The sequence below is a fragment of the Paenibacillus bouchesdurhonensis genome, assembly GCF_900155685.1.
Lineage (GTDB): Bacteria > Bacillota > Bacilli > Paenibacillales > Paenibacillaceae > Fontibacillus > Fontibacillus bouchesdurhonensis.
On sequence record NZ_LT732548.1, the window covers coordinates 1401389 to 1426652 of the forward strand.

Below are 25264 nucleotides of genomic sequence, written 5' to 3' on the forward strand. Positions count from 1 at the left end.
GCATAACGTTGGAGCGTCATAGGGTCATTCTTGTAGATGACGAGGTATTTACGCGAAAGGGATTAATCAAATTGATCGACTGGGAGGCTTGCGGCTTCCATGTAGCCGGTGAGGCTGACAATGGGGAGGATGCGCTAGAGCTGATCCGGTCTATTCGTCCCGATCTGGTCATCACAGATATTCGTATGCCGGTGCTGGATGGATTGGGTCTTATAAGACAGCTGATTGAAGAGGAAGACGAGCCGCCCGTTTTTGTCATTATTAGCGGTTATGACGATTTCAGTTATGCTCAGCAGGCGGTTCGATATGGGGTACATGATTTCATTCTCAAGCCGATTGACGATGCGGAATTTACGGAAATGCTGTCCAGATTGAGCGAGCGGCTGCGGCAGGAACGGGAAGAGAAGACGAGGGAGCAGCGGCTGGAGAAGCAGGCCATGATAGAATCGATTATTAAAAATGAAGCCGAGGAGTCGTTTGTCGCGAATTGGGAGGAGCAATTGAACATGACGAGCGACGACTCCTGGTATTATGTCTTCGTAGAATTGAATGATCATCATCCGTGGCGGCAAATAACGGAAGAAATGCCTCTATACCGTTTTTTGGAGCAGGTGGAGCAAGTGCTGCATGATCTTGTTGGAGCGCAGCCGCTATATGTTCACGAGCATCGCAATCGCGTTGGGGTGATTGTGCCTGAGCGTGTGCTGAAGCCGTATCAGAACGGCATTCGCATGTTTGCTGAAGCGCTACAAGACAACATAAAAGTCCAGGATGGTCGTGTCTTTATTTATGCAGGATGTCCGGTGGAGGGATTGGCTCGTCTGCGAAATGCGTATGAAAGCGCTAAGGAGGCATTGCTGTATAAGTATGTTCATGACCGAGACGGCATTATAATTTATAGCCCTGCTGACGAAGGCACCGTCCAATATGTGCCCGTCGACCAGGAGCTGTATCAGCGTTTGCTCGAGCAGATAGAGGAATTCAAGCTGGAAGAGCTGGATCGTACGATCAAGCAAATGTTTCGGCGTTTTCAGGAGAACCGCTACGCCCCTGAGGCCGTGAAGATGAATATCCATCAAGGCGTGCTCGGTGTGATCGATATTATCCGAAGCATGGACGGGGACGAGCAGTCGCTTGACTCCTTGGCTCCGATTATCGGCTGGCATGATTTGAATTTATCCCTTCAGGAGCTGCTTCGTTTATTTACGGCCTTTGCAGTAGAGAGCGGACAATATATCGGTGAGCTGCGCAAGGAGCAGCAAAGGGGCGGCATTCATAAGATTCGCGCTTATATTGAGGAGCATTACCATGAGAACATTAGCCTAAAATCCATTGCCGCAGCCTTCTATATGAATCCTGTTTACTTAGGTCAATTGTTTCGAAAAACTTATGGCGTATACTTCAATGATTTCCTCCTCCAGTTAAGAATAGGCGAGGCGAAGCGCCTTCTCCGGCAGACGGATTTGCGCATATATGAGGTGGCCGATCGCGTAGGCTTCAGCAACCCGGATTACTTCGTCACCCAATTTGAGAAGCTGGAGAAGCTGACGCCGAGCGAATACCGTTCGCGGCTGATGAAGGGAGGGGCGTCCGCAAGGACGAGTAGATGATACCTAATCTGAATAATGTCCGGCTGCGTGACAAGATGCTGCTGCTGTATTTTCTGTGCGTATTCGTCCCGATCCTGCTCACTAACTTCATCTTCTATAATGTGACCACGACCAGCGTGAAAAATCAGCGGATGCAGGATGTTTCACGGGCTCTGGAGCAAGTCAAGAACGAGTTTCTTCAAGAGGTGGAAGATACCCTGCAGGTATCTTCTGTTTTTTATACCGACCATCTCTTGAATGAGATTATCGAGACGCAATACGAACATCCCGCCGAGTACGTAGAAGCCTACGACTCTTATTTGCGGCGAATCATCAACACCTCCAGCCCAGCCTATAATTCCGTGGAGGCCATCACTGTCTACGTTGATAATCCGACGCTACTGTATTCCGGCGGTATTGTCTATATTGACCAGAACGTTAAACGGCAGGAATGGTATAGGAAAATATCATCGGCGAAGCAGTCTGCGCCGATTTTTATGCGTACGGGACAGCAGGGTCAGCTGGATACGTTCAGTATCATCCGCCGTATGGATTATTACTACTATTCGCGGCAAGAGAACGGACATTTTCTAAAGATTGATTTGCGCATGCCGGTTATCCAGCAAATATTCAATAATTTGAATATGCAGGGACGAATTTACTTGCTCAATGACCGGGGGGAAGTGGAGTATACCAACGATACCGATTTAGATTTGCATGCCGGAGCCATTCCATTTGACCGGATCAATTCCCAGGAGAGGACGATTGAATTCCGCAAAGAATACGTCCAAAGCAATAATTTGGACGGCTGGAGCATCGTGGGAAGAGTTTCCGAGGATGAGGTGTTTCAGGAAGTTCGGCAAAACCGCAATTTCATTGTGCTGCTGACGTGTCTCAATATTTTGCTGCCGACCTTGATTATCGTCTGGATCACCAGATCTTTGAACGTGAGGCTCGTTCGCATATTGAAACATATGAAGAAAGTAAAAAACCAGCATTTCGAGACAATCCAGGATGAAGGCTCCAGCGATGAAATCGGACAATTAACCGGGGAGTTCAACCGAATGACTATGCAAATCCAGAGTCTGATCAACAACGTGTACGTTGCCGACATCCAAAAGAAGAATCTGGAGCTGGAGCGCCGTCATGCTCAACTGAATGCGCTGCAAAGCCAAATCAATCCGCACTTCCTGTTCAACGCACTGGAGACGATCCGCATGCGGAGCCTGATGAAGGACGAGGAGGAGACTGCGCGGATTATTCATAATATGGCGAAAATATTCCGCAATTCCCTTGTTTGGCGTAGGGATATGATCACTTTGAAGGAAGAGCTGGAATTCATTTATTGCTTCCTCGAAATTCAAAAATATCGATTTGGGGATAAGATCGACTATATGGTTCGAGCGAGCGAAGCAGATCAAATGATTTTGATTCCGAAAATGTCCATCGTTACCTTCGTGGAGAACGCAAGCATCCATGGCATCGAGCCACTGAAGCAAGGTGGAAAGATCGAGGTGGAGATTAAGCATGTCCGGGATGAATTGATATGCTCTATCCGCGATAACGGAATCGGCATGTCCAGTGAGCAACTAGAGAAATTGCACCGCTACATGGAGAACGAAGAGGACATGGGGGAACGCATCGGGATTCAAAACGTCATTTACCGTTTGAGAATGTACTACAAAGAACGATTGACTTTGAACATTAACAGCAAGCTAGGCGAGGGCACGGAAATCGTAATAATCATTCCAGTGGAGAAGGTTTAATACCCGAGAACTATACCCGAGCTCCTATAGTTTTCTAAGTATCAACTTTAGATTGACGGGTAAAACTTCCGTCTTCGCTCTCTTATAATGAAAGTGCTTACAACAATGGAGTACGAAAGGGGAAGTCAAAAACATGAAAAAAAGACGGTTTTGGTTAAGCTGCTTGACCATCGTTATGCTGGCTTCGCTATTGTCTGCCTGCTCCGGCGGCAAAGACAATAATAAGACAGCCAATACGTCAACGGGTGGCGAAGCCCAAGAAGAGAAGCTGGATAAAGTAACTTTTAGTTACTTTAACGCAGTTGCAGGGAAGGACGTTAATACAAACGAAACGAAAATCGGTAAAATCTTTGAAGATCAAACTGGCGTGAACTTTAAAATCGAGCATCTTGTCGGCGACGAGAATACGAAGGTAGGGACGTTCATCGCAAGTAACAGTTACCCGGACGTCCTTGTACCGGGCGGCTCGATCGATAAGCTTCTCAGCTCGGGCTCCTTCATCCCGCTGAATGATTTGATCGAGGAACACGGCCCGAATATCAAACGGGTATACGAACCTTACTACAACTTGATGAAGGCTGAGGACGGTAATATTTATTTCCTTCCGATGAGTGCCGTTGTGGGCGAGTACATTTCCGCTCCCAATATCGAGCAGGGAGCCTTCTGGATTCAGCGCCGCGTGCTGAAGGACGCGGGTTATCCGGAGATCAAGACGTTTGATGATTACTTAAATTTAATCCGCGAATATGTGAAAAAGAATCCGGGTGAGGATTTGACAGGATACATTGCATTGACTACGCAAGATCAATTCTTTGCTCTTACGAATCCGCCGATGCACCTAGCCGGGTACCCGAATGACGGGGGAGTCATCATCGACATGGAGACTCACGAAGCAAGTGACTATGGTGATGACGAGATTACCAAGCGCTATTTGCAGGAGCTGAACAAGCTGAATGCGGAAGGATTGTTTGATAAGTCATCCTTTGTTGACAACCGCGACCAATACCTGGCCAAAATCGCGTCCGGTAAAGTGCTTGGCTTCTTCGATTACAGATGGCAGGTAGGCCAAGCGATGAACAATCTGCGTGAGGTAACGCAGCAAACCGGCAACGATGATTTGGAGTACATGGCACTGCCGATCGTATTTGACGACAACACCAAAGACCAGTATCTCGATCCGCCATCTTTTGTTAACAACCGCGGAGTAGGTATTTCTGTTAGCGCGAAAGATCCTGTACGCATTATCAAATATTTTGACAACCTGCTTACGGATGAGAATCAGGTTTTATCCAACTGGGGAATTGAAGGCGAGACTTATTCCGTAGATGAGAACGGTCGTTTCTACCGCACTGAGGAGCAAATCAAGCAGACGAATACGGAATCTTTCCGCGAGTCGTTTGGATTCAAATACTTTGAATACAACTGGCCGCGTTACGGTAACGGTTCTTCTCTGCCGGACGGCAACTCCGTAGGGGCGGGCCGTCAGCCTGAGGTAGCGCAAATGTCTTACACTGAAGCAGACAAGAAGCTGCTCGAGGCATATGACATCCAGTCGTTCTCGCAATTGTTCGCTGCACCTGACGATCGTCCATGGTATCCTGCTTGGAGCATTCAGATCGATCAAGGCTCGCCGGCGCAAATCTTTACGCAGAAGAAGGGGGATTTGCAGCGCAAATACTTCCCGAAACTCGTTCTTGCTAATCCAGCAGAATTTGACAAAGTCTGGGATGAATATGTCAAAGAGTTCAACAAGCTTGATGTGAAAGATTACGAGCAGTTGATTACAGACGAGGTTGCTAAGAAAATCAATCTGATTCAAGGAAAATAATAAATCGAGAATTTGAAATGGAAAGGCCGGCTGATCTGGACAATGAGTGGATTTCCGGCCTTTCTGTTATCTAAATTCCCCATTATTGGATAGGGAGGAGAAGAAACCGTGGACAATGTGACACAATTAAGACCGGCAGAGTCGCCTGAAATGAAAAAACCGGGAGGCGGCTTGAAAGGTTTCTTCCATATACTAAACAAGCAAAGAGCGCTCGTCTTCATGTCGGTGCCTTTTCTGATATGGCTGATTATCTTCAAATATTTGCCGTTATGGGGCTGGACGATTGCGTTCCAGGATTATAAGCCGGCAAAAGGCATGTTTGACCAGGCCTGGGTAGGCTTAAAGCACTTCAAATTTCTTTTCCAAGACGAGCATTTCGTCCGAGTTATGCGCAACACGCTCGCCATGAGCTTTATCAATCTTGTTCTGGGGTTTGTTACAGCGATTACTTTGGCGCTTCTTCTCAATGAGCTTCGTAAGGTCGCCTTCAAGCGCGTTGTACAAACGATCAGTTATTTACCGCACTTTATTTCATGGGTTGTAGCCTCTAGCATCATTTCGACAGCGTTGTCCGCGGACGGCGGCATTATTAACGATGTGCTAATGTGGCTTGGCTTAATCAAAGAGCCGATCCTGTGGCTCGGGGAAGGGAAATATTTCTGGGGAATACTCGGTGTTTCGGAAGTCTGGAAAAATGTCGGCTGGAACACCATTATATATTTGGCGGCGATGACCAGTATTGATCCATCACAGTATGAGGCCGCAGAAATTGACGGAGCAGGACGGTTCCAACGCATATGGAATATTACGCTGCCGGGCATTAAGTCTGTTGTCGTCATATTGCTGATTATGAACATCGGAAATCTGCTGGAGACCGGCTTTGAGCCGCAATACCTGCTCGGAAACGGGATGAACGTCGACTATTCCGAGAACCTCGATATCTTCGTCCTAAAATACGGGATTCAGATGGGGAACTTCTCCCTCTCGATCGCGGCTGGGATGTTCAAGACGGTGGTCAGCTTCATTCTCTTGTTTACAGCCAACTATATCGCGAAGAGACTGGGCGAGGATCGGCTGTTCTGAGGTCGTACTTCTAAGGAGGATTCAATATGGCTAAGTCGCTATCTAAAGCGCCTAAGATGTATGCCCGGTTCAAATCGCCATCGGACCGGCTGTTCGATACATTCAATATTATATTTATGATTTGTCTTATGGTCGTTACGTTGTATCCGTTTATCAACACGCTTGCCGTGTCGCTAAATACGGCCAACGATTCCATTAAGGGCGGCATTTATTTGTTGCCGCGGGAATTTACGTGGGAGAACTACAAATATGTTTTTGAAGAAGCGACGATTTTCCATGCGACGCTGATTTCAGCGCTGCGTACCGTGATCGGTACAGTGTTGTCCGTGTTCTGCTGTACGATGGTCGCCTATACGATCGCTCGTCCGGAATACGTGCTGCGCAAGTTTATATCGATCGCATTTATTTTGACGATGTATTTCAGCGGAGGGCTAATTCCCAATTTCCTGCTCGTCCGCGAGCTCGGCTTGATGAACAGCTTCTGGGTATATATCATCCCGGGGCTGATCGGCGTATTCAACGTTATCATTATCCGGTCGTTTATCGAGAAGCTGCCGGAAGGGATTCTGGAGTCTGCCCGCATCGACGGTGCCGGAGAATTCACCACATTTCTTCGGGTGGTTCTGCCGCTCTGTTTGCCGGTCATCGCTACTGTCTCTCTGTTCTCTGCCGTAGCGCAGTGGAATTCATGGTTCGATGTATTCTTGTACAATTCGTCGAATGTGGATCTGAGTACCCTTCAGTATGAGCTCATGAAAATACTGCAGAACTCGAATACGTCCATGAACAGCGGAAACGACTATGCGAGCATGTTCTCCGGCTCGGAAGCTGCTATCAACCGAGTAACACCGACTTCAATTCGCGCAACGATGACGATCGTCGCGAGTGTGCCGATTATCTTGGTCTATCCGTTCCTGCAGAAATACTTCGTGCAGGGAATGACGCTAGGAGGGGTTAAAGGATAATGAGCGACGTTAATCGAAATGAACCGAAGCTGAAGGAAATCTTTGCGGATTGTTTTCAAATTGGAGCAGCTGTGAACCCGCGGACGATCCAATCGCAGGAGGAATTGCTGGCTTACCACTTCAACAGCATTACTGCTGAAAATGAGATGAAGTTTGTCAGTCTGCAGCCGGAGGAGGGCAAATTCACGTTCGAGGACGCGGATGCTATCGTGGACTTCGCAAAGCGTCATGGAATGCAGGTGCGTGGTCATACGCTAGTATGGCATAACCAGACAACGGATTGGCTATTCCAGAACAACAACGGAGGCCTTGTTGATAAGGAGACTTTGTATGCTCGAATTAAAGAGCATATCCATACGGTCGTTGGGCGGTATAAGGAACATATTTATGCCTGGGATGTCGTGAATGAAGTCATTGCCGATGAAGGGCAGCAGCTACTCAGAGAATCGAAATGGACGCAAGTCGCCGGGATCGATTTCATTGCCAAAGCATTTGAGCTTGCACATGAAGCGGATCCGAATGCCCTGTTATTTTACAATGACTATAATGAGTCGAATCCACTGAAAAGGGAAAAAATCTACAGGCTTGTCCAGCTTTTGCAGGATCAGGGAGCTCCGATTCATGGCATCGGTTTGCAGGCACATTGGAACTTGTATGATCCGTCATTGGATGATATCCGCACCGCGATCGAGAAATATGCTTCACTAGGTCTGCAGCTCCAGCTTACGGAGCTGGATGTGTCGATGTTCGCTTTCGACGATAAACGGACGGATTTAAAAGAGCCGCCTGCGCAGCTCATTGAGCTTCAAGCGCAGCGTTATGAGCAAATGTTCAAGCTGCTGAAAGAATACCGGGATGTTATTAGCTCCGTTACATTCTGGGGAGCGGCCGACGATTACACCTGGCTGGATGATTTCCCGGTTCGCGGACGTAAAAACTGGCCGTTCTTGTTCGATAGCAAACATCAGCCGAAGCCCGCTTTTCATCGCGTGGTAGAGGTGGCTGGATCATAAAGTGAATAGGCGGTTGAAATAGAAGAGTTCTAGTGAGATCAGGGAAGCTATTCCCTGATCTCGCATGCTATTAAAGCTATAAATGCAATTGGCTAAACGAAGGTAAGCGGAAGCTCCTTTGTTGGTTGACAAGGAGGAAAGACATCATGAAACATTCAGAGTTGGAAGCAAGTGCTTTATATAGAGCATGGCTGCAGTACGATAATGTAGAGCACTTAGCGGCTAGTACTCAATATAAGCAATTGCTAGGTCAAATCGTCATGAGTGGGGACATGTCCAGGAGCGGGATATCGGGTACGGCTGTGGCTGAGCTGCAGCAAGGGGTTAGATCCATGCTAGGATTGACACCGAGAGTGGCTCCGAAGCTGCCATCGACCAGTGCTTATTTATCAATCAGTGTAGCGGCGCAGGATGATTCGAGGCACTCCCAATTGCACGGGGAAGCATTTACTTTGCAATATGCGACCGATAACGAGGGACAGCGACTTGTACTAGTCGGGGGTTCGGAATCTGGGGTGCTTTACGGTGTATTTTATTTGCTACGGTGTATTTCGTTGGGCATAGATCCGCAGAAGCTGGATGTTGCCGAATATCCGCGGAATGAACTGCGCATGATCAATCAATGGGACAATGCCGACGGATCAATCGAACGCGGCTATGCGGGGAATTCCATTTTTTATCGGGACGGAAAATTCATAGCCGATCAGCAGCGGCTGAAAGATTACGCTAGGCTTCTCGCTTCGGTCGGCATCAATGCTATTTCTATTAATAATGTCAATGTTCATGAAATTGAGACACAGTTCATTACGGTTGAGCTGCTGCCGGATGTGGCTCGGGTAGCCGACTTGTTCCGGGAATATGGCATAAAGCTGTTCCTAAGCGTAAATTTTGCGGCTCCGCTTGCAGTTGGCGGACTGGCGACAGCTGATCCGCTGGATGAGGACGTGCAGCGCTGGTGGAGGGATACATCCAGCCTCGTTTATAAGTATATTCCTGATTTCGGCGGTTTTCTCGTCAAGGCGGATTCCGAACACCGGCCGGGCCCGTTCGCTTACGGACGGGATCATGCTGACGGGGCGAATATGCTGGCCCGAGCGCTGGAGCCGCATGGCGGTCTGGTCATTTGGCGTTGCTTCGTCTATAACTGCATGCAGGATTGGCGCGACCGTTCCACGGATCGGGCCCGAGCGGCATATGATCATTTCATGCCGCTGGACGGAAAGTTCCTTGACAATGTAATACTGCAGATCAAAAACGGGCCTATGGACTTCCAGGTGCGCGAGCCGGTATCTCCTTTGTTTGGAGGACTGCAGAGCACGAATCAAATGATCGAGTTCCAAGTGACGCAGGAATATACCGGTCAGCAGCGCCATTTGTGCTACTTAGTACCGCAGTGGAAGGAAGTCATGGATTTCAATACGTTTGCCCCGCGAATGCAGGAAGCCGAGACTGACAGTATAGGGAAGAAGACGAAAGGAACAGCAACTGAGCCGCGGGTAAAAAGCATTGTAGGTGGGTCGCATTTTCCGATGAAGCATAGCGGGGTAGCGGCGGTATCAAATATCGGGGACGATGCCAATTGGACGGGGCATACCTTAGCACAGGTGAATTTGTACGGCTATGGCCGCTTGATATGGAATCCGGATCTGTCTGCGGCGGAGATCGCTGAAGAGTGGGCTAAGCTTACCTTCGGCAGCGACTCGCTTGTTGTGGAGACGGTATGCTCCATGCTGCTGAAATCTTGGGAAATATATGAGAGCTATACGGCTCCGCTTGGGGTAGGCTGGATGGTTACTCCGCATTATCATTACGGCCCTGATGTGGACGGATACGAATATTCGCGATGGGGAACGTATCATTTTGCAGATCGTGATGGCATTGGGGTCGATCGGACAGCGGCGACGGGAACCGGATACGCTGCGCAGTACTTCCCGCCGAATGCGGAAATGTACGAATCGCTGGATAAATGCCCAGATGAGCTGCTGCTCTTTTTTCATCATGTCCCGTATTCTCATGTTCTCAAGTCTGGAAAGACGGTTATTCAGCATATTTACGATACCCGATTTGCCGGGGCGGAGGAAGCAGAGCGACTGCTTGTCGTCTGGAAGGGGATGGAGGGCAAGGTCGATGAATCGCGGTACGAACAGGTAGCGGCACGGTTGTCTGAGCAGGCAGAACACGCGCGGCACTGGCGTGATGTGATCAATACGTATTTCTACCGGAAATCGGGAGTTCCGGATGAGCATGGGCGTACGATTTATTGATGAGGAACGAAAAGTGTTGAACCGAAAGGAGAAGTACTATGACGACGAATAAGGGATACAGCAATCCGGTGTTGCCTGGCTTCTATCCCGATCCTAGCGTTATCAGGGTTGGCAGCGATTATTATTTGGCGACAAGTTCATTTGAATACGTTCCCGGATTGCCGATTTTCCATAGCAAGGATCTTATTCATTGGGAGCAGATTGGGCATGCGTTGACGCGTACAAGCCAAATTGATATGTCCGGCCGCAAGAGCTCGGAGGGTATTTACGCGCCGACGCTAAGATATCATAAGGGAGTATTCTATATCATCACGACGGACGTGATGGGCATCGGCAATTTTTATATGACGGCATCCAATCCTGCTGGTTCCTGGAGCGATCCGATCCGGATTCCTTATGGAAATATCGATCCTTCGCTAATGTTTGACGAAGATGGCAAGGTATATGTTACTGCGCAAATGGGGGCGGACGAGGATTCGCATATTATTCAGTATGAGATTGATATTGCGACAGGTGCGGCTTTAAGCGATCCGGTTGTCGTTGCCCGAGGCGATGGAGGAGTATGGACGGAAGGGCCTCATCTATACAAAATCAAAGGCAGGTATTATTTGACCTGTGCTTGCGGCGGTACAGGCCGAGACCATCGTGTTCTTGTTTATCGGGGAGAGACGCCTTACGGTCCATTCGAAATGATGCCTCATCCGATGCTGACGCATAATGCCCTGCCCGATCATCCGATTCAAAATGTAGGGCACGCAGACTTGGTCGAGGATACGGAGGGCAGATGGTGGGCAATGTTCCTTGGGGTACGGCCTGTCGATGGGGAATATAGTGTATTTGGCCGCGAAACCTTCTTGGCGCCTATACATTGGAATGAAGAGGGCTGGCCAGTTGTAGATAACAACGAAGGCACGGTTAGACTGGAAATGCCGGCAGAGGGACATTCACATCCGTTGCCTTCCACCGCCTCCGAGGGGAATTGGCAGGATGATTTTGCGGACGAGCAGCTAGGACAACGCTGGACATTCCTTCTTGCCCCGCAGGATGAAAAAATACTGCTAGGCACGCGTCCAGGATTTGCTGCCCTTATAGGCAACGAGCTTACGCTGCGGGATGACGGCCCAGCCTTGTTCTTGGGAGTCCGTCAGCAGCACGCGCCCGTTACGGTAACGACAGAGCTTCATTTCGCACCGAAGCATGAAGGAGAGGAGGCGGGAATTGCCGTCCGATTGAACGAACGGGGAAATGTGACGCTGGGAATCCGCCAGGCAGGGGAGGAACGGATGCTTACAGCTACGATGACCGATCGAGGGCAAATGACCGTCCTGATGGAAAAGCCAATCGATACAGAGCAGATCCGCCTGCGTATAGCCGCTGGTAAAACAGATTATGCACTGCTTTATTCCTTGGATGGCGCGGCGTGGTTCGACGCAGGTTCAGTGCCTGCCCGCGTATTGTCGCCGGAAGGCAATGGCGGGTTTACCGGAGCTCTGTTCGGGATATATGCGAGCGGAAACGGTCGTAAATCCGAGACGCCGGCTTACTTTGACTATTTCAGTTATAAATAGATACGGAAAATCTCTCCTCAGATCACGGGTGTAAGGTAGGCTCCCATGATCGGATGGAGAGATTTTTTTTGCAAGATACCAAGTAATTACTCCAACTCCATAACCTGCCGCCTGCGTTATCTTTCCAGCTTCTTTGCATCGAGCGGGTGCTCTATGACATTCTCAAGTCCTGTGGCAATCTCCCCGTCCCAATCTAACATGCCGCCAGCATAGTTGTGCACCGCATCGAATCCCTGCTGCTGAAAATACTTCGCTACGTTGAAGCTTCGCTGTCCGCTTCGGCACACAAATACGTATTCTCTGTCCCGATCCAAGTCATCCATGTAGCTGATGATTTCCCCCATAGGAATAAGCGGCACGCCAGGGATATGGGCCTGGGCATATTCCTCGGGTTCTCTAACGTCGATGATAATGGCGTGATTGTTAGAGTCCAGCAATATGGCGGATAATTCTTCTGTGTCGACATGGGATACTCCCTGTATAATTTCGCTCATGGGCAAAGACCTCGTTTCTTGTAGGATGTGATTCTCATGAATGGAAAATATCCATGCTTAAATATCGCTCACCCGTATCCGGCGCTATGCATAAAATTCGCTTACCTGCTCCAAGCCGGCGGGCAAATTGAACGGCTGTCCAGACTGAGGCGCCTGAGGAAGGACCGACTAGAATGCCCTCCAAGGCCGCGAGTTGACGAGTCATCGCCAGAGCATCTTCATCGGATACTTGAATGATTTCATCATAAACATCGGTGTTGAGAATGGGCGGGACAAAGCCAGGGCTTGTGCCGACGAGCTTGTGCGCCCCTGGCTCCCCGCCGGACAGTACTGGCGATCCCTCTGGCTCGACAACGATAATGCGTATATCAGCAACATGTTCCCGCAAATATTCGCCAGTGCCCGTAATGGTGCCCCCGGTTCCCGAGGTAGCGACGAATACGTCCAGCCTGCCGTTCATTTGCTGCACGATTTCCGGGCCAGTTGTCAAGCGATGAATTTCTGGATTCGCTTCATTCTGAAATTGCTGTGGCATGAAGCTGCCGGGGATTTCGTCCAGAAGCTCCTTCGCTTTCTCAATCGCCCCGGGCATCCGCTTGGCAGCTGGCGTGAGCACTACCTCTGCCCCGTATGCCGTCAAAATATTAATGCGCTCCTTGGTCATGTTATCCGGCATAACGAGAATACTCCTGTAGCCCTTAGCTGCGGCATTCATGGCTAGTCCGATCCCGGTATTGCCGCTGGTCGGCTCAATGATCGTTGCCCCCGGCTTCAGCCTGCCAGTCCTTTCGGCTTCGCGGATCATATGGGAGGCAGCTCGATCCTTAACGCTGCCGCTTGGGTTGAAATACTCCAGCTTCACATAGACTTCGGCATCCTGCCCGCTGACAACTCGGCGAAGTTTTACGGCAGGAGTATCTCCGACGAGCTCGGAGATGTTGTTAACAACTTTCCGGGTCATGCTGTACCACCTTTCATCTGGCCTTTATGACAATATATTTTATCGGTTGCCCGGAGCGCTTTCAAGTTTATAGAAGCAGAACTAGAAAGAACCTTGACCGCGAGCGAAATCGCTTCTATGGTCAAGGTTGCTAATTCGTATAAATATGTTCAGGTGACATCTGCTTACCAAGAGGATAGCTCCGTTCGTTTCCAGGTGTCTTTGGCTACGCAAACGTAGATATAATTCTCGTCCCAAGCAATATCTCCTTTGTTGCCGGGTGCTTTGGAGGAAGCGGGGGTTTTGGATTCGCGGATCGCTAGGCTGTCTCCATTCACATCCAGCTGGCTTTGCGGCTCGTTGGTGCCAATGCCCACCTTTCCATCGCTTCGATTGACGTATAGGGCACTAGCCAACGCCTCGCCTTCGTCCGAGTAACGAACAACGTGGAAGTTACCTCCCGCGTTATTGCCGGCTAGTTCGGAACTGTCGGCTCTGAGACTCCATAGCGGGGTGGTTGCATTATCTTCTCCAGTCTTTGCAAGCTGCAAATCCCGATTCCCTTCGCCGGCGACCCTTAGTATGCCATCCATCACATTGAAGTTAGACGAATGAGTGCGAATCTCCGAAACATCGGTATCATAGGGAATCTCGAAGCGCGTAAATAGTTGATCTTTATGTTCTCCGTCAGGTGACATCGTCGTTTCAATCGAAATATGCTTATGATCCTGCTGTTCGGGATTGTTCGCCTTGTCATGAGAGACAATGGCCGTTTTGTCCATTCCTTTCTCATCAGCCCAAGAAATAGCCGGCTTAGCACGCTCGGCTGTCCATTGCAGCCGGATTAAGTCTGACAAATGTCCCTCTTCAGCAATCCACTTTTGATCGGTTGAAAGATGTATTCGTTCATTGTGAGGGAATGCGAGGCCTCCGCCGGGGAGAGAAGATTTTTGAAAGGCCGGCGTTTGGGCTCCAGAGGACGCTTGTTTAGAGGCATTGCTGCCTTGGCATCCCCCTAAATAAATCAAGCTTAAGCTTAACATGATGAGTGAGACGGTTTTAACGTTTTTCATGTGATTTTCTCCTTTCATGATTAACAACCTACTGATCATGCTCCCCATCCAATTGAGATTCTCTCTATTTTTTATTCTTAGCTGCCAATTTGCGACAATGGAAGTCGAACAAAGGCTGTCGAGGCTAGTAAAGATGATAAAGACTCTCGTCCATTTCTAGCAATAGGCTGGTAGATGGGTTTGGGCACAGTGTAAGTTCCACTACTATTCATAATCCTGGGTATATAGGAGTAGGAGGTAAGGTTAATCTATTGCTAAGCTTTGCTGGTTAGAGAGAAAGCATAAACGTTGAAATGGCAGAGATCCTCAGGTTATTATATCGGCCATAGGACTCTTTGAAATTTTATTGATATTTTTGGACAGAAATGAGGAGAAGCAGCCTTGAAATTAGGGAATGGAGAACTAGAGAGAAAATGCTCTTTACTATAAAACAAGGCTCTTTGTCAAGATGTGGACAAAGTTATCCACAGCTTGTAGACTAACTTAGTGAAAAAAGAATGAAAGCTTACGTACCAAGCGGTTGCTGATTTTACGAAAAAGAGGATGTTTTTTTCTGAAAACTGTGGATAATGTGGATAGTTCAGTGGATAATTTGCATAACTTCGCAGAAAGACTGCTTTTATAGGGAAAAAACGGCCTTTGAGGCCGTTTTTATGTGTTGAACGATATCTGATTTGTGGATAAGCCTGTGCATAACTAAAAACTGTGTTAAGGCAATGTAAAAAAATTTTTTTAAGCTTCTGCCAACGACTCCCATTCTTCATAGGCAGCGGTTAACTCCAGCTTGTGATTATCGATTAGATTTTGCCTTTCCTGTACGGCGGTATAGTCCTGATACACCTCTGGCAAGGTGAGCTCAGCCTCGATGGCAGCTATTTTAACTTCCAGTTCGGAAATGGCCTGCTCAAGCTGCTCCAAACGGCGCTGCCTCATGCGCTCCTCCCGCTTAGCTTGTTTTTCTGCCTCAAAGGTAGCCGCTCCATTTTTTGCTGAGGCAGCATCGGCAGCCAAGGAATTCGTATCCATGACAGGATTTATACCCGTTTGATTTGTGTCGTTCTCTGCAGCCAGCTCCGTGAGCTCCTGCAACTTCGCTAAATAGTCGTCATAATTCCCCAGGAAATGATGAGCGCCGTCAGGATGCAGCTCGATGATTCGCTCGGCCATTTTGTTAAGGAAATAACGGTCATGAGAAATAAACAACAGTGTTCCGTCATAGTCAAGGAGGGCGGATTCTAGCACCTCTTTACTAAACAGATCCAGATGATTAGTCGGTTCATCGAGAATAAGGACGTTGGCTTTTTGCAGCATTAACTTGGCCAGCGCCACTCTCGCCTTTTCCCCACCGCTAAGAGCAGAGATTCTCTTCTGGACATCATCCCCGCTGAACAGGAAATTACCCAGTACCGTGCGAATTCGCGCTTCCTCCATATGCGGAAAGGCGCTCCATACTTCCTCTAATACGGTATTATTGGCATTTAAGTGGGTCTGCTCTTGGTCATAGTAACCGATCTTAACTTTAGTTCCCCACATTATTGAGCCGGATGATGTTTTAAGGTCTCTGGTTAAAATTTTAAGCAAGGTCGATTTGCCAATTCCGTTTGGCCCAATGAGGGCAACTGTCTCGCCCCGCCGCAAGTAAAAAGACACATTGCGGAACAACGGCTGCTTATCATTTTCAAATGAAAAGGAAAGTCCATCAACCTGAAGTACTTCCTTCCCCGTCATGTATTCTGATTCGAAGGAGAAGCTGGCTCGCTTAAGGTCGCCGGTCGGGCGATCCATGACGTCCATTTTCTCTAGAGCTTTACGGCGGCTTTGCGCCCGTTTAGTCGTAGAGGCGCGGACGATATTCCGCTGGATGAAGGTTTCCATGCGGGAAATTTCATCCTGCTGCTTCTCGTACATTTTCATCTGGCTTTCGTATTCGGCAGCCTTTAGCTCGATATATCGCGTATAGTTGCCCGTGTATCGCTTTGATTGATGGCGTTCAATTTCGACGATAGCTGTTACGAGCCGATCGAGAAAATAACGGTCATGGGAAACGATTAGCAGCGCCCCGGAATAGTTGCGAAGATAATCCTCCAGCCAGGTCAATGTCTCGATGTCCAGATGGTTTGTAGGCTCATCGAGCATGAGCAAATCTGGAGCTTGGAGCAAGATCCGAGCCAAAGCGAGTCTGGTCTTCTGCCCGCCGCTTAGGGTGGAAATGACCGTGTCCGGGGAGAAGCTGCCGAAGCCCATGCCGTGCAGCACGCTGCGGATACGAGTCTCGATTTCGTATCCGCCGTTATCCTTAAACCAATCCTGCTTATGGGCGTAACGCTCCAACAGATCCTGATAGGTTTTGTCATCACTGTTGCGAGATCGTGTCGCAATTTCTTGCTCCATACTGCGAAGCTCGCGTTCAGCATCCAGTAAGGGAGCGAAGACGTTCAGCATTTCCTCCCAGATCGTGAGCTCCGATTGCAATCCGCTGTTCTGGGCCAGATAACCGATCGTGGTTTCTTTTGCTTTATAAATCTGTCCTTCATCATAAGACATTTCCTGGGCTAATATTTGCAAAAGCGTTGATTTTCCAGCTCCATTCACACCAACAAGGCCTATGCGATCCCGCTCTAATATTTGTAGATTAATGCCATGAAGTATTTCGGTAACACCGTATCGTTTTGTAATATTGGTCGCTTGAAGTAGCATAACTTTTGAATCCTCCGCTTTTTCTTTCTATATTAAGTGTACATGAATCCGTGGCGTATTGCATCGCTCAATGTACATGCCGACAACTTCAAAAAATAAAGTGAATTATAGTTTGATGAAAAAGTATGGAATCCTGCTGTTTTTTCAGAAATCACATTAGTTTTCATTTTGCTTCAACAATGATAAACTAGATGAGAATATAACTCTATGAGGGATTAATATGACGGATATCCCAAATATTAAACAAAAGCTCCGCCAAGCGATGAAACAGCGCAGATCACAAATACCGGAGCTGTCCCGGCACGAGCAAGCCAGGGAGGCAAGCTTGCTTGCCGAGCAGGAGGTACTGCAGCCGCTCAGGAGCAAGTTGAATAGATCGCTTACGGTGTTCATATATGCCTCTTTTCAGGACGAGCCTGACACGAGTCATTTGATGAACCAGTGCTGGATGAAGGGTGATCGTGTATTAGTTCCGAAGGTCGTTGGAGAGGGACGGTTGACTCTTCATGAATTGAAGGAAGCCAGCGACTTGCATCCCGGAGCGTGGGGCATACCTGAACCAGCGGAACATACGGAAATATGGCCTGAAAGCCGTTTGCCGGAAATCGATCTCATCATAGTACCCGGCCTTGCTTACGATAAGACAGGCGGGCGGATCGGCTTCGGTGGAGGTTTCTACGACCGATTTATTAGTGCTTTGCATCTTTCAGAGGGCAGAGATACAGAAATGATTACCGCTGCTCTCGCTTTTCGCGAACAAATATTGACGGACTGTATTCCAATGGAGTCCCATGATTTCAAGTTGGATCTGTTGTTTACAGCTTCCGGTACGATATATATCAATGAAGGTAGTGAACGTTTATGTCTTCAGAATCCCAAAAAGGGAAATTAACTCATTTTAATGAGCAGGGAAGAGCACAGATGGTAGACATATCAGGCAAGCAGGCAACAGTTCGTACTGCCGTTGCGATGACTACCGTTACGATGCATCCAGATACACTTCAGGCCATAAAGGAAGGAAAGATTAATAAAGGGGATGTGCTCGCCGTAGCTCAAATCGCAGGAATCCAGGGAGCAAAGCGGACTTCCGATTGGATTCCCATGTGCCATCCGCTGCCACTTACCGGAGTTAACCTCAATTTTACGGACAACGGACTTAATGAGCTGTATATTGAGGCAACTGCGAAGACGGAAGGAAAGACAGGCGTGGAAATGGAGGCGCTCACTGCTGCTTCCGCTGCGGCGTTAACTGTGTACGATATGTGTAAAGCGCTGCAAAAGGATATGGTCATCGGCCCGACCCTGCTTCGTTCCAAAACGGGAGGGAAGAGCGGAGATTATTTATCCGAGTTTTAATTATTGCTTCTATAATATATAAGTCGTCAAACTAAAAGGATTTAATTCAGACATTAAAGACGGAGTTCCTATGTGGATGAGGAGGGTGACTTCATGGTTTGGAAAACAGCGATCCTGACGGCAAGCGATAAAGGCTCCCGAGGAGAACGCGAGGATACGAGCGCCCAGGTGATTCGAGAACTGGTTGAGGAGGAGCTCGGCGGAGAAATTATAGAGTATCGCATTGTTCCTGATGAACCGGATGAAATTATCGCGGCTTTAATTGAGATGACAGATTATTTTCAAGCTGATTTAGTGCTTACTACCGGAGGTACAGAGCTGGCAATCCGGGACGTGACACCGGAGGCTACGCGTCGGGTAATCGAACGCGAAGTGCCTGGCATGGCGGAGGCCATGCGCTACTCGGTCATGCAGAAGAATCCTGCTGGCATGCTGTTTCGCGGCATCGTGGGCATTCGCGGCCGGACGCTGATCGTTAATTTACCGGGTACGCCGAAAGGCGTTCATGAAAATTTGGCAGCCATTATGGAGCAGCTACCTGAGGCGCTCTTGATGGTAACGGGGCAATTCCGGCTGTAGTTTGAAGATTGGGCTTGGATGTTAGTAATATGTCCGATAATAGCACTGTTACTGTGATATTAGTTATGGTATGATGTGGGCGTATGAACTAAACATGCAACAGCATGCGAATCTATACTTTGAACTGCTTTTGGGAAGGGGAATCAGCATGAGTGCAGGCGGATTGTTATTAATTATCATCGCAGCGCTAATTATATTTGGGCCCAATAAGCTGCCGGAGCTGGGGCGCGTCGTAGGCCGCACCTTCAAAGAATTTAAGGATGCGACACAGGGGATTATGGAGGATCAGCCCCAGGCCAATAAGGCGGAAACTACGCAGCCTCCCGTTACGATTCAAGAATCAGCAAAAGTAGAAGAAAGACGTTTGCCGGAATAATTTAAGTTTCAGTTCGGCAATACGAATAGGCTTGAGACCTCCCTTCCTTCGGGAAGGATTTTGTATGCTTGGAGTAATTTAGAGTTGGGGAGGACGGCGTATGGCTGAGGAGTCGCAGCAAAGCGTAGTGGAGCATTTAACAGAACTTCGCCGCCGATTATTCTGGGTACTTTTCATATTTGTATTCGTACTTGTTGCCGCTTTCTTCGTAGTTAAGCCTATTTATAATTATGTAACCGTCAATGCCCTTTCAGGCGTGAAAATTAACCTGAATGCTTTCTCCTTCTGGGATGGCGTTGGCGTGTATATGAAAATAGCAATGATGGTCGCCCTGGGAGTGACCTTGCCCTTTGCGCTTTATCAGATATGGGCATTCGTAAGTCCTGGATTACGGCCTATCGAACGAAAGGCAACGCTGAAATATATTCCCTATGTGTTTCTATGCTTTATCATCGGGATCATGTTCGGTTATTTCGTTGTATTTCCGCTTGCTATGGCGTTTACCGGCGAATTGAATGCTGAGCTTGGACTGATCGAAACCTATGGGATGGCTGATTATTTCAGCTTCTTATTTAATATTATCATTCCAATCTCGCTGCTCTTCGAGCTGCCCATTGTCATATTGTTTCTTACGCAGCTCAGGATTTTAAATCCAAAGCTGCTGCGGAAAATGAGAAGAGTGTCGTATTTTGCATTAGTGGTTATCTCCGTGATGATTACCCCGGCAGATTTTCTTTCGGCTTTTCTAGTGCTTATTCCTCTCATTATTTTATATGAAATCAGCGTGCTTCTATCGTCTCGCGTGCATCGCAAGCAATTGGCGGCAGATGCGAAGCGGGAAGCCCAATATAAATAATATGTCATGGCGATGAACACATCTTCCTCCTAGAAGATGTGTTTTTGCGTTGAGGAAGCTTTTTGTGGGATGAATTACATAGGTTTTGAGAGGAAAATGGAATATTTATAGAAGGGAGAGGATATCATGGAAAGGGCATGTGAAACGATTGAGTCTTAATTAGAAAAAAATATGGAAGGGAACTTGAAATCTGTACATATTTTGAGTATCATAAAAAGTGGTTGTTAGCACTGACCTGCATCGAGTGCTAATACATCAATTTATGTTATTAAAATCAACAACAACATATTTAAAGGAGGACATTTTCATGATCAAACCTTTAGGTGAACGTGTACTGGTAGAACCGATTGAGCAAGAGGAGACGACTGCATTTGGCATCGTGCTGCCAGACACAGCGAAGGAGAAGCCGCAGGAGGGTAAAATCGTTGCGGTAGGCAGCGGAGCACTGAAGGACGGGGTGCGTGTTCCATTGGAAGTGAAGGAAGGCGACCGCGTACTGTTCTCCAAATATGCGGGAACAGAAATTAAATACGAAGGCAAAGAATACTTAATTATGAAGGAAAGCGATATCCACGCTATCGTGGGTTAAGTGTACATCAGCCTGACCTTATGAATAAAGAGCAAAGATTAACAATCATTCAGGGAGGTAATTGAATTATGGCAAAAGACATTAAATTTAACGAAGATGCTCGCCGTGCGATGCTGCGCGGGGTAGATGCATTGGCAGATGCGGTTAAAGTGACTCTTGGACCAAAAGGCCGCAACGTAGTATTGGAGAAGAAATTCGGCAGCCCGCTCATCACTAATGACGGTGTTACAATCGCGAAGGAAATCGAATTGGAAGATGCGTTCGAGAACATGGGCGCACAGCTTGTAAAAGAAGTAGCAACTAAAACAAACGATGTTGCTGGTGATGGTACAACAACAGCTACGGTTCTTGCACAAGCATTGATCCGTGAAGGCCTGAAAAACGTTACGGCTGGCGCAAGCCCAATCGGTCTGCGTAAAGGGATCGACAAAGCGGTTCGTACGGCGGTAGAAGAATTGCAAAAGATCTCCAAAACGATCGAAGGCAAGCAATCGATCGCTCAAGTTGCGGCTATCTCCGCTGGCGACGAAGAAGTAGGCGAATTGATCGCTGAAGCTATGGAGAAAGTCGGTAAAGACGGCGTAATTACGGTTGAAGAATCCCGGGGCTTCTTGACTGAGCTTGAAGTCGTTGAAGGAATGCAATTTGACCGTGGTTATATTTCCCCGTACATGATTACGGATACGGATAAGATGGAAGCGGTTCTGGAGAACCCGTACATCTTGATTACAGATAAGAAGATCAGCAGTACGCAAGAAATTCTGCCAATCCTGGAGAAAATCGTACAGCAAAGCAGACCGTTGTTGATTATCGCTGAGGATATCGAAGGCGAAGCTCAAGCCATGCTGATCGTGAACAAGCTGCGCGGTACATTCAACGCAGTTGCAGTGAAGGCTCCTGGCTTCGGCGACCGTCGTGAAGCTATGCTGCAGGATATCGCTGCACTGACAGGCGGCCAAGTGATTACTGAGAAGCTTGGTCTCGATCTGAAGAGCACTAGCGTTGAGCAATTGGGTAACGCTCGTCAAGTTATCGTAACGAAAGAGAACACAACGATTGTTGACGGAAGCGGAGACAAGGCTGACATTACAGCTCGCGTGAACCAAATCCGTACGCAACTGGAAGAAACAACTTCCGAATTCGACAAAGAGAAGCTGCAAGAGCGTTTGGCTAAACTGGCTGGCGGCGTAGCCGTAGTTAAAGTTGGTGCAGCTACAGAAACAGAATTGAAGGAACGCAAGCTTCGCATCGAGGACGCATTGAACGCTACTCGTGCAGCTGTAGAAGAAGGTATCGTATCCGGCGGCGGCGTTGCCCTCGTGAACGTCTACAATGCTGTATCTGGGCTTGATGTAGAAGGCGACGAGAGAACAGGCGTTAGCATCGTGCTTCGTGCTCTGGAAGAGCCAATCCGTACGATTTCCGCGAACGCAGGCGAAGAAGGCTCCGTTATCGTTGAGCGCCTGAAGAAAGAACAAGCAGGCATCGGCTTTAACGCGGCTACTGGCGAATGGGTGAACATGATCGAAGCAGGAATCGTTGACCCTGCGAAGGTTACTCGCTCCGCGCTGCAAAATGCAGCTTCCGTAGCTGGATTGTTCCTAACTACTGAAGTCGTAATCGCAGACAAGCCAGAACCAGAAAAACCAGCTATGCCAGACATGGGCGGCATGGGTGGAATGATGTAAGACTGACAAGGCTTCCGAGCCTTTCAGCTTAATCATCTAGCTTCTAAAATTGAGGTTATTTTAACTTCAAGCTTTGAAGCAGTCACTGTTATAAATTATAAATGAAGCAATGACCACTTCTTAATAATTTTATTAAGGAGTGGTTTTTTGTGTTGTTGATATTTGCTTTTCAAGATTTTCTGTATGATCTTAAGTTTAAGATAGAATACAACTGGAGTGAACATTAAGAATTACAAAATCATGCTTGGAGAGTTCATCAATTACTGTGTAGCACAAGATGTAGTCAATGTAGAGGACATTACTGGGCATATCCATGGGAACAGACAGCGTACAGACTAGACAGATTTTAACGAATAAAAATGCAACAATCTATCCTTTCCATGCGGATTCTTATTCGGGAAAAGTAATGGCTGAACCAGCAAAAGCAAATTGGGCGAGAACGCCTTCCATTGATTGGACAACTACAGATAGAGCGAACTATATTAAAAAATATAGTGAGTTATATCCTAACAACAACTGGAATTGGTCGGGAAGTGTAACAAATATACACCATATAAGACCTCGTAACTTAGGCGGAACCAATGCTTTTCATAATATCCAATTTCTAAAATGCTGTAACGGTGCTTCATTATTCGAGAACCCTCAATATGGTGGCGAAAACATCATATATTCAATCGATGAGGTCATTCTTTATAATGATACTACTTACCAACTCGATAAGATCGTTGTTGCAAATATAGTCGATGATCGGATTGTAATTGATTGATTTTTCTTGGTTTTATGTGTCTACTCTACTGACAGAGGTACAAAACGCCGTTTGGCCATATTTTGACCACATAGAAATAAGAGAGGCTTCTCACGGGTTCAAATTTGAACTTGGTGAGAAGCCTTTTTTTATTGATGATATTCAATTTTATCTCTGGCTTGTTATAGCCTCTTTAAAAAGGTGGTAGCTCAGATGGTGGCCAAACGGGAAAGGGTCGCGTCTTTATTTTCCATGCCCATCCAGTACATATTCATCGCATTCAATAACTCATCGATTTCGTGCTGGTTCAGATTTAAATCGGATAATAAAGCATAGGTATGGCTGATGTCACGGTATATATTGTACCTGGACGGGCGATACCCGAGCTCTTCTCCATGCCACTCGGCGGCTCGCTGCAGTGCAGGGATACTGTAAGTCGTCTTCCGAATGTGGAGCTGAGACTGGTATGACGCCAAGTAATCGATAAACACCTGAGCCGCAGCTTTTTGCTTGGAGCGCCGATTAATTGCCATTCCGATCGTAATCAGCAGTGTTTTTGGAGTATGCACGTAGGGCAGCGGCGCGATATCGAAAGGAAAAGAAGCCCTGCGCAGTCTGTTCATGTTGAAATAGGTTGTCATCATAACAGAGATTCTCTGCTGGGAGAACAATTCCTCAACATTAACATCATTCTCAGAAAGCAGAATTTGAAACATATTCTGGCGTTGGATCAATTCGTTGCATGTCTGGATGCTGTCCATAATTTGCGGGGCCGCTAGGTTCATTTTTCCCCTGCTATTCCTCTTAAACTCTAAACCACTCTGGAGCAGGAAGATTGGCCATCGGTTCAAGGTTGCCGGGTAAAAATAGAAGGCCAGCCTCGATTCATCCCGGCCCAAATGATCCAAACAAGCCATAAATTCCGGCCACGTCCATTCTAGGGGCGGTTCATCTATCTGCCGCTGCTCGAAATGCTGTTGGTTATAGCATAGAATAACCGGAGAGAAAACGATCGGTTGCACATACTGCGTCCTATCCCTCATGAAAGGAGGAGATAGATAGGGGTATATGCCTGCCGCAGGCTTAATCGGTTCGAAAATTTCTCGGATATCGGTGTGTCGATCGACATACTGATTGAAGTTGATATGGTTGATCGTTAGAACATCGAGCATTTCATTATACAAGTAATTGCTCGTCACATCGTAATAGTTCTCATACTGTAGAGGAACCGGTTGTATGCGAATATGAGGATGCTCCTCCTGAAATGCTGCAATAAGGTGTTGAAGATCCACATCCTCCATCAGAGAAGGATAGTAACCAAAGGAAAGAGATACAATTGAATGCCTGGTTGAATCCTTCACTCGAATTCCAACCCGCGGGATTCTTTCAATTAAGGATTCGGCTGCAAGCTGGTCGAGCCCCTTTTGAACAGAGTTGATACTTAACTGAAACTGTTTGCTTAATTGCATCAATGAAGGTATGAATTCCCCGCTCTTCAATCTTCCCGTGACGATATCATCTCGCAGTGCAATGATCATTTCGTCCAGTCGATTTCGAAATGTAGTCCGGCTAGGTTTGGCCTGCAAATCCGTTCGTCCCCTTTTAAGCTCATTAACTGAATTGGTTTCATAAAATTGAATATTGTAGAGTTACTCAAACTAACACCATTATACGGAAAAAGGGAAATATTGTCCAAGCTCTGAGAAGGAAAGCCAGCTGCAAACCTATTTTCACATGATATTGGATAAAGGAATTGACAGCGCTTTAATTAATGTAATATCATGTGTATGTGATA

General features: G+C 47.5%; 21 protein-coding genes. 16 read left to right on the plus strand and 5 right to left on the minus strand.

The annotated features are described in order from the left end of the window. Positions 1-8: 8 nt before the first annotated feature. From CZ379_RS10865 to CZ379_RS10900, 8 genes are all read left to right on the plus strand, one after another. A complete protein-coding gene (locus CZ379_RS10865) occupies positions 9-1610 on the plus strand; it encodes a response regulator (RefSeq protein ID WP_110931643.1) in 1602 nt (533 codons plus the stop codon). After that, on the plus strand, positions 1607-3355 hold the full coding sequence (locus CZ379_RS10870; protein ID WP_110931644.1) for a sensor histidine kinase: 1749 nt from the start codon (positions 1607-1609) through the stop codon (positions 3353-3355). Before CZ379_RS10865 ends, CZ379_RS10870 begins: the two co-directional genes overlap by 4 nt. 133 nt (positions 3356-3488) lie before the next feature. Next, a complete protein-coding gene (locus tag CZ379_RS10875) occupies positions 3489-5183 on the plus strand; it encodes an ABC transporter substrate-binding protein (protein ID WP_110931645.1) in 1695 nt (564 codons plus the stop codon). Between the two features lie 150 nt (positions 5184-5333). Then, a complete protein-coding gene (locus CZ379_RS10880; RefSeq protein WP_110934327.1) occupies positions 5334-6266 on the plus strand; it encodes an ABC transporter permease in 933 nt (310 codons plus the stop codon). 26 nt (positions 6267-6292) lie between these two features. Then, the gene (locus CZ379_RS10885) at positions 6293-7231 is read left to right on the plus strand and encodes a carbohydrate ABC transporter permease (RefSeq protein ID WP_110931646.1); all 939 of its coding nucleotides are present in this window, start codon (positions 6293-6295) and stop codon (positions 7229-7231) included. Then, complete coding sequence (locus tag CZ379_RS10890) at positions 7231-8244, plus strand: endo-1,4-beta-xylanase (RefSeq protein ID WP_110931647.1); 1014 nt, start codon at positions 7231-7233, stop codon at positions 8242-8244. Before CZ379_RS10885 ends, CZ379_RS10890 begins: the two co-directional genes overlap by 1 nt. 146 nt (positions 8245-8390) lie before the next feature. Then, positions 8391-10508 (plus strand): alpha-glucuronidase family glycosyl hydrolase, encoded by a 2118-nt coding sequence (locus tag CZ379_RS10895; protein WP_110931648.1) that lies wholly within the window; start codon positions 8391-8393, stop codon positions 10506-10508. Between the two features lie 38 nt (positions 10509-10546). Further along, a complete protein-coding gene (locus CZ379_RS10900; protein ID WP_110931649.1) occupies positions 10547-12076 on the plus strand; it encodes a glycoside hydrolase family 43 protein in 1530 nt (509 codons plus the stop codon). 116 nt (positions 12077-12192) lie between these two features. On the opposite strand, the gene CZ379_RS10905 is transcribed toward CZ379_RS10900, so the two are convergent. The 4 genes from CZ379_RS10905 to CZ379_RS10920 form a co-directional block, all read right to left on the minus strand. Then, on the minus strand, positions 12193-12570 hold the full coding sequence (locus CZ379_RS10905; protein ID WP_110931650.1) for a rhodanese-like domain-containing protein: 378 nt from the start codon (positions 12568-12570) through the stop codon (positions 12193-12195). Between the two features lie 34 nt (positions 12571-12604). Beyond that, on the minus strand, positions 12605-13531 hold the full coding sequence (gene cysK, locus CZ379_RS10910) for a cysteine synthase A (protein ID WP_110931651.1): 927 nt from the start codon (positions 13529-13531) through the stop codon (positions 12605-12607). Positions 13532-13695: 164 nt separating this feature from the next. Further along, positions 13696-14583, minus strand: a complete 888-nt coding sequence (locus CZ379_RS10915) for a hypothetical protein (RefSeq protein ID WP_110931652.1) — start codon at positions 14581-14583, stop codon at positions 13696-13698. Positions 14584-15315: 732 nt separating this feature from the next. Next, positions 15316-17280 (minus strand): ABC-F family ATP-binding cassette domain-containing protein, encoded by a 1965-nt coding sequence (locus CZ379_RS10920; protein WP_110931653.1) that lies wholly within the window; start codon positions 17278-17280, stop codon positions 15316-15318. Between the two features lie 220 nt (positions 17281-17500). Between CZ379_RS10920 and CZ379_RS10925 the strand changes: the two genes are divergently transcribed. The 8 genes from CZ379_RS10925 to CZ379_RS10965 all read left to right on the plus strand — a co-directional run bounded on the left by CZ379_RS10925 (position 17501) and on the right by CZ379_RS10965 (position 23490). After that, a complete protein-coding gene (locus CZ379_RS10925) occupies positions 17501-18172 on the plus strand; it encodes a 5-formyltetrahydrofolate cyclo-ligase (RefSeq protein WP_110931654.1) in 672 nt (223 codons plus the stop codon). Then, complete coding sequence (moaC, locus tag CZ379_RS10930; protein ID WP_110931655.1) at positions 18142-18636, plus strand: cyclic pyranopterin monophosphate synthase MoaC; 495 nt, start codon at positions 18142-18144, stop codon at positions 18634-18636. The genes CZ379_RS10925 and moaC overlap by 31 nt, the downstream gene beginning before the upstream one ends. A 93-nt stretch (positions 18637-18729) precedes the next feature. Beyond that, positions 18730-19215, plus strand: a complete 486-nt coding sequence (locus CZ379_RS10935) for a MogA/MoaB family molybdenum cofactor biosynthesis protein (RefSeq protein WP_110931656.1) — start codon at positions 18730-18732, stop codon at positions 19213-19215. A 148-nt stretch (positions 19216-19363) separates the two neighbouring features. Next, entirely contained in the window at positions 19364-19591 is a 228-nt protein-coding gene (locus CZ379_RS10940) for a twin-arginine translocase TatA/TatE family subunit (protein WP_110931657.1), read from the plus strand. A gap of 100 nt (positions 19592-19691) precedes the next feature. Beyond that, positions 19692-20447, plus strand: a complete 756-nt coding sequence (tatC, locus tag CZ379_RS10945; RefSeq protein WP_110931658.1) for a twin-arginine translocase subunit TatC — start codon at positions 19692-19694, stop codon at positions 20445-20447. A 307-nt stretch (positions 20448-20754) separates the two neighbouring features. Next, a complete protein-coding gene (gene groES / locus CZ379_RS10950; protein WP_110931659.1) occupies positions 20755-21036 on the plus strand; it encodes a co-chaperone GroES in 282 nt (93 codons plus the stop codon). 68 nt (positions 21037-21104) lie between these two features. Beyond that, a complete protein-coding gene (groL, locus tag CZ379_RS10955; protein WP_110931660.1) occupies positions 21105-22724 on the plus strand; it encodes a chaperonin GroEL in 1620 nt (539 codons plus the stop codon). Positions 22725-23130: 406 nt separating this feature from the next. Continuing rightward, positions 23131-23490: an HNH endonuclease signature motif containing protein gene (locus tag CZ379_RS10965; RefSeq protein ID WP_110931661.1), complete on the plus strand. Its 360-nt coding sequence runs from the start codon at positions 23131-23133 to the stop codon at positions 23488-23490. A 188-nt stretch (positions 23491-23678) separates the two neighbouring features. Here the strand turns inward: CZ379_RS10965 and CZ379_RS10970 are convergent, their stop codons facing one another. Continuing rightward, a complete protein-coding gene (locus tag CZ379_RS10970; protein ID WP_110931662.1) occupies positions 23679-25055 on the minus strand; it encodes an extracellular solute-binding protein in 1377 nt (458 codons plus the stop codon). Positions 25056-25264: the final 209 nt, after the last annotated feature.

What these genes read in the sequence shown, in the direction of transcription:
- CZ379_RS10905 (WP_110931650.1), bottom strand. Translation starts at nt 12,570, where the DNA reads ATGAGCGAAATTATACAGGGAGTATCCCATGTCGACACAGAAGAATTA.
- CZ379_RS10965 (WP_110931661.1), top strand. Translation starts at nt 23,131, where the DNA reads ATGGCTGAACCAGCAAAAGCAAATTGGGCGAGAACGCCTTCCATTGAT.
- CZ379_RS10900 (WP_110931649.1), top strand. Translation starts at nt 10,547, where the DNA reads ATGACGACGAATAAGGGATACAGCAATCCGGTGTTGCCTGGCTTCTAT.
- tatC (WP_110931658.1), top strand. Translation starts at nt 19,692, where the DNA reads ATGGCTGAGGAGTCGCAGCAAAGCGTAGTGGAGCATTTAACAGAACTT.
- moaC (WP_110931655.1), top strand. Translation starts at nt 18,142, where the DNA reads ATGTCTTCAGAATCCCAAAAAGGGAAATTAACTCATTTTAATGAGCAG.
- CZ379_RS10880 (WP_110934327.1), top strand. Translation starts at nt 5,334, where the DNA reads ATGAAAAAACCGGGAGGCGGCTTGAAAGGTTTCTTCCATATACTAAAC.
- CZ379_RS10915 (WP_110931652.1), bottom strand. Translation starts at nt 14,583, where the DNA reads ATGAAAAACGTTAAAACCGTCTCACTCATCATGTTAAGCTTAAGCTTG.
- CZ379_RS10870 (WP_110931644.1), top strand. Translation starts at nt 1,607, where the DNA reads ATGATACCTAATCTGAATAATGTCCGGCTGCGTGACAAGATGCTGCTG.
- CZ379_RS10935 (WP_110931656.1), top strand. Translation starts at nt 18,730, where the DNA reads ATGGTTTGGAAAACAGCGATCCTGACGGCAAGCGATAAAGGCTCCCGA.
- groES (WP_110931659.1), top strand. Translation starts at nt 20,755, where the DNA reads ATGATCAAACCTTTAGGTGAACGTGTACTGGTAGAACCGATTGAGCAA.
- CZ379_RS10890 (WP_110931647.1), top strand. Translation starts at nt 7,231, where the DNA reads ATGAGCGACGTTAATCGAAATGAACCGAAGCTGAAGGAAATCTTTGCG.
- CZ379_RS10895 (WP_110931648.1), top strand. Translation starts at nt 8,391, where the DNA reads ATGAAACATTCAGAGTTGGAAGCAAGTGCTTTATATAGAGCATGGCTG.
- CZ379_RS10875 (WP_110931645.1), top strand. Translation starts at nt 3,489, where the DNA reads ATGAAAAAAAGACGGTTTTGGTTAAGCTGCTTGACCATCGTTATGCTG.
- CZ379_RS10940 (WP_110931657.1), top strand. Translation starts at nt 19,364, where the DNA reads ATGAGTGCAGGCGGATTGTTATTAATTATCATCGCAGCGCTAATTATA.
- CZ379_RS10920 (WP_110931653.1), bottom strand. Translation starts at nt 17,280, where the DNA reads ATGCTACTTCAAGCGACCAATATTACAAAACGATACGGTGTTACCGAA.
- groL (WP_110931660.1), top strand. Translation starts at nt 21,105, where the DNA reads ATGGCAAAAGACATTAAATTTAACGAAGATGCTCGCCGTGCGATGCTG.
- CZ379_RS10925 (WP_110931654.1), top strand. Translation starts at nt 17,501, where the DNA reads ATGACGGATATCCCAAATATTAAACAAAAGCTCCGCCAAGCGATGAAA.
- cysK (WP_110931651.1), bottom strand. Translation starts at nt 13,531, where the DNA reads ATGACCCGGAAAGTTGTTAACAACATCTCCGAGCTCGTCGGAGATACT.
- CZ379_RS10885 (WP_110931646.1), top strand. Translation starts at nt 6,293, where the DNA reads ATGGCTAAGTCGCTATCTAAAGCGCCTAAGATGTATGCCCGGTTCAAA.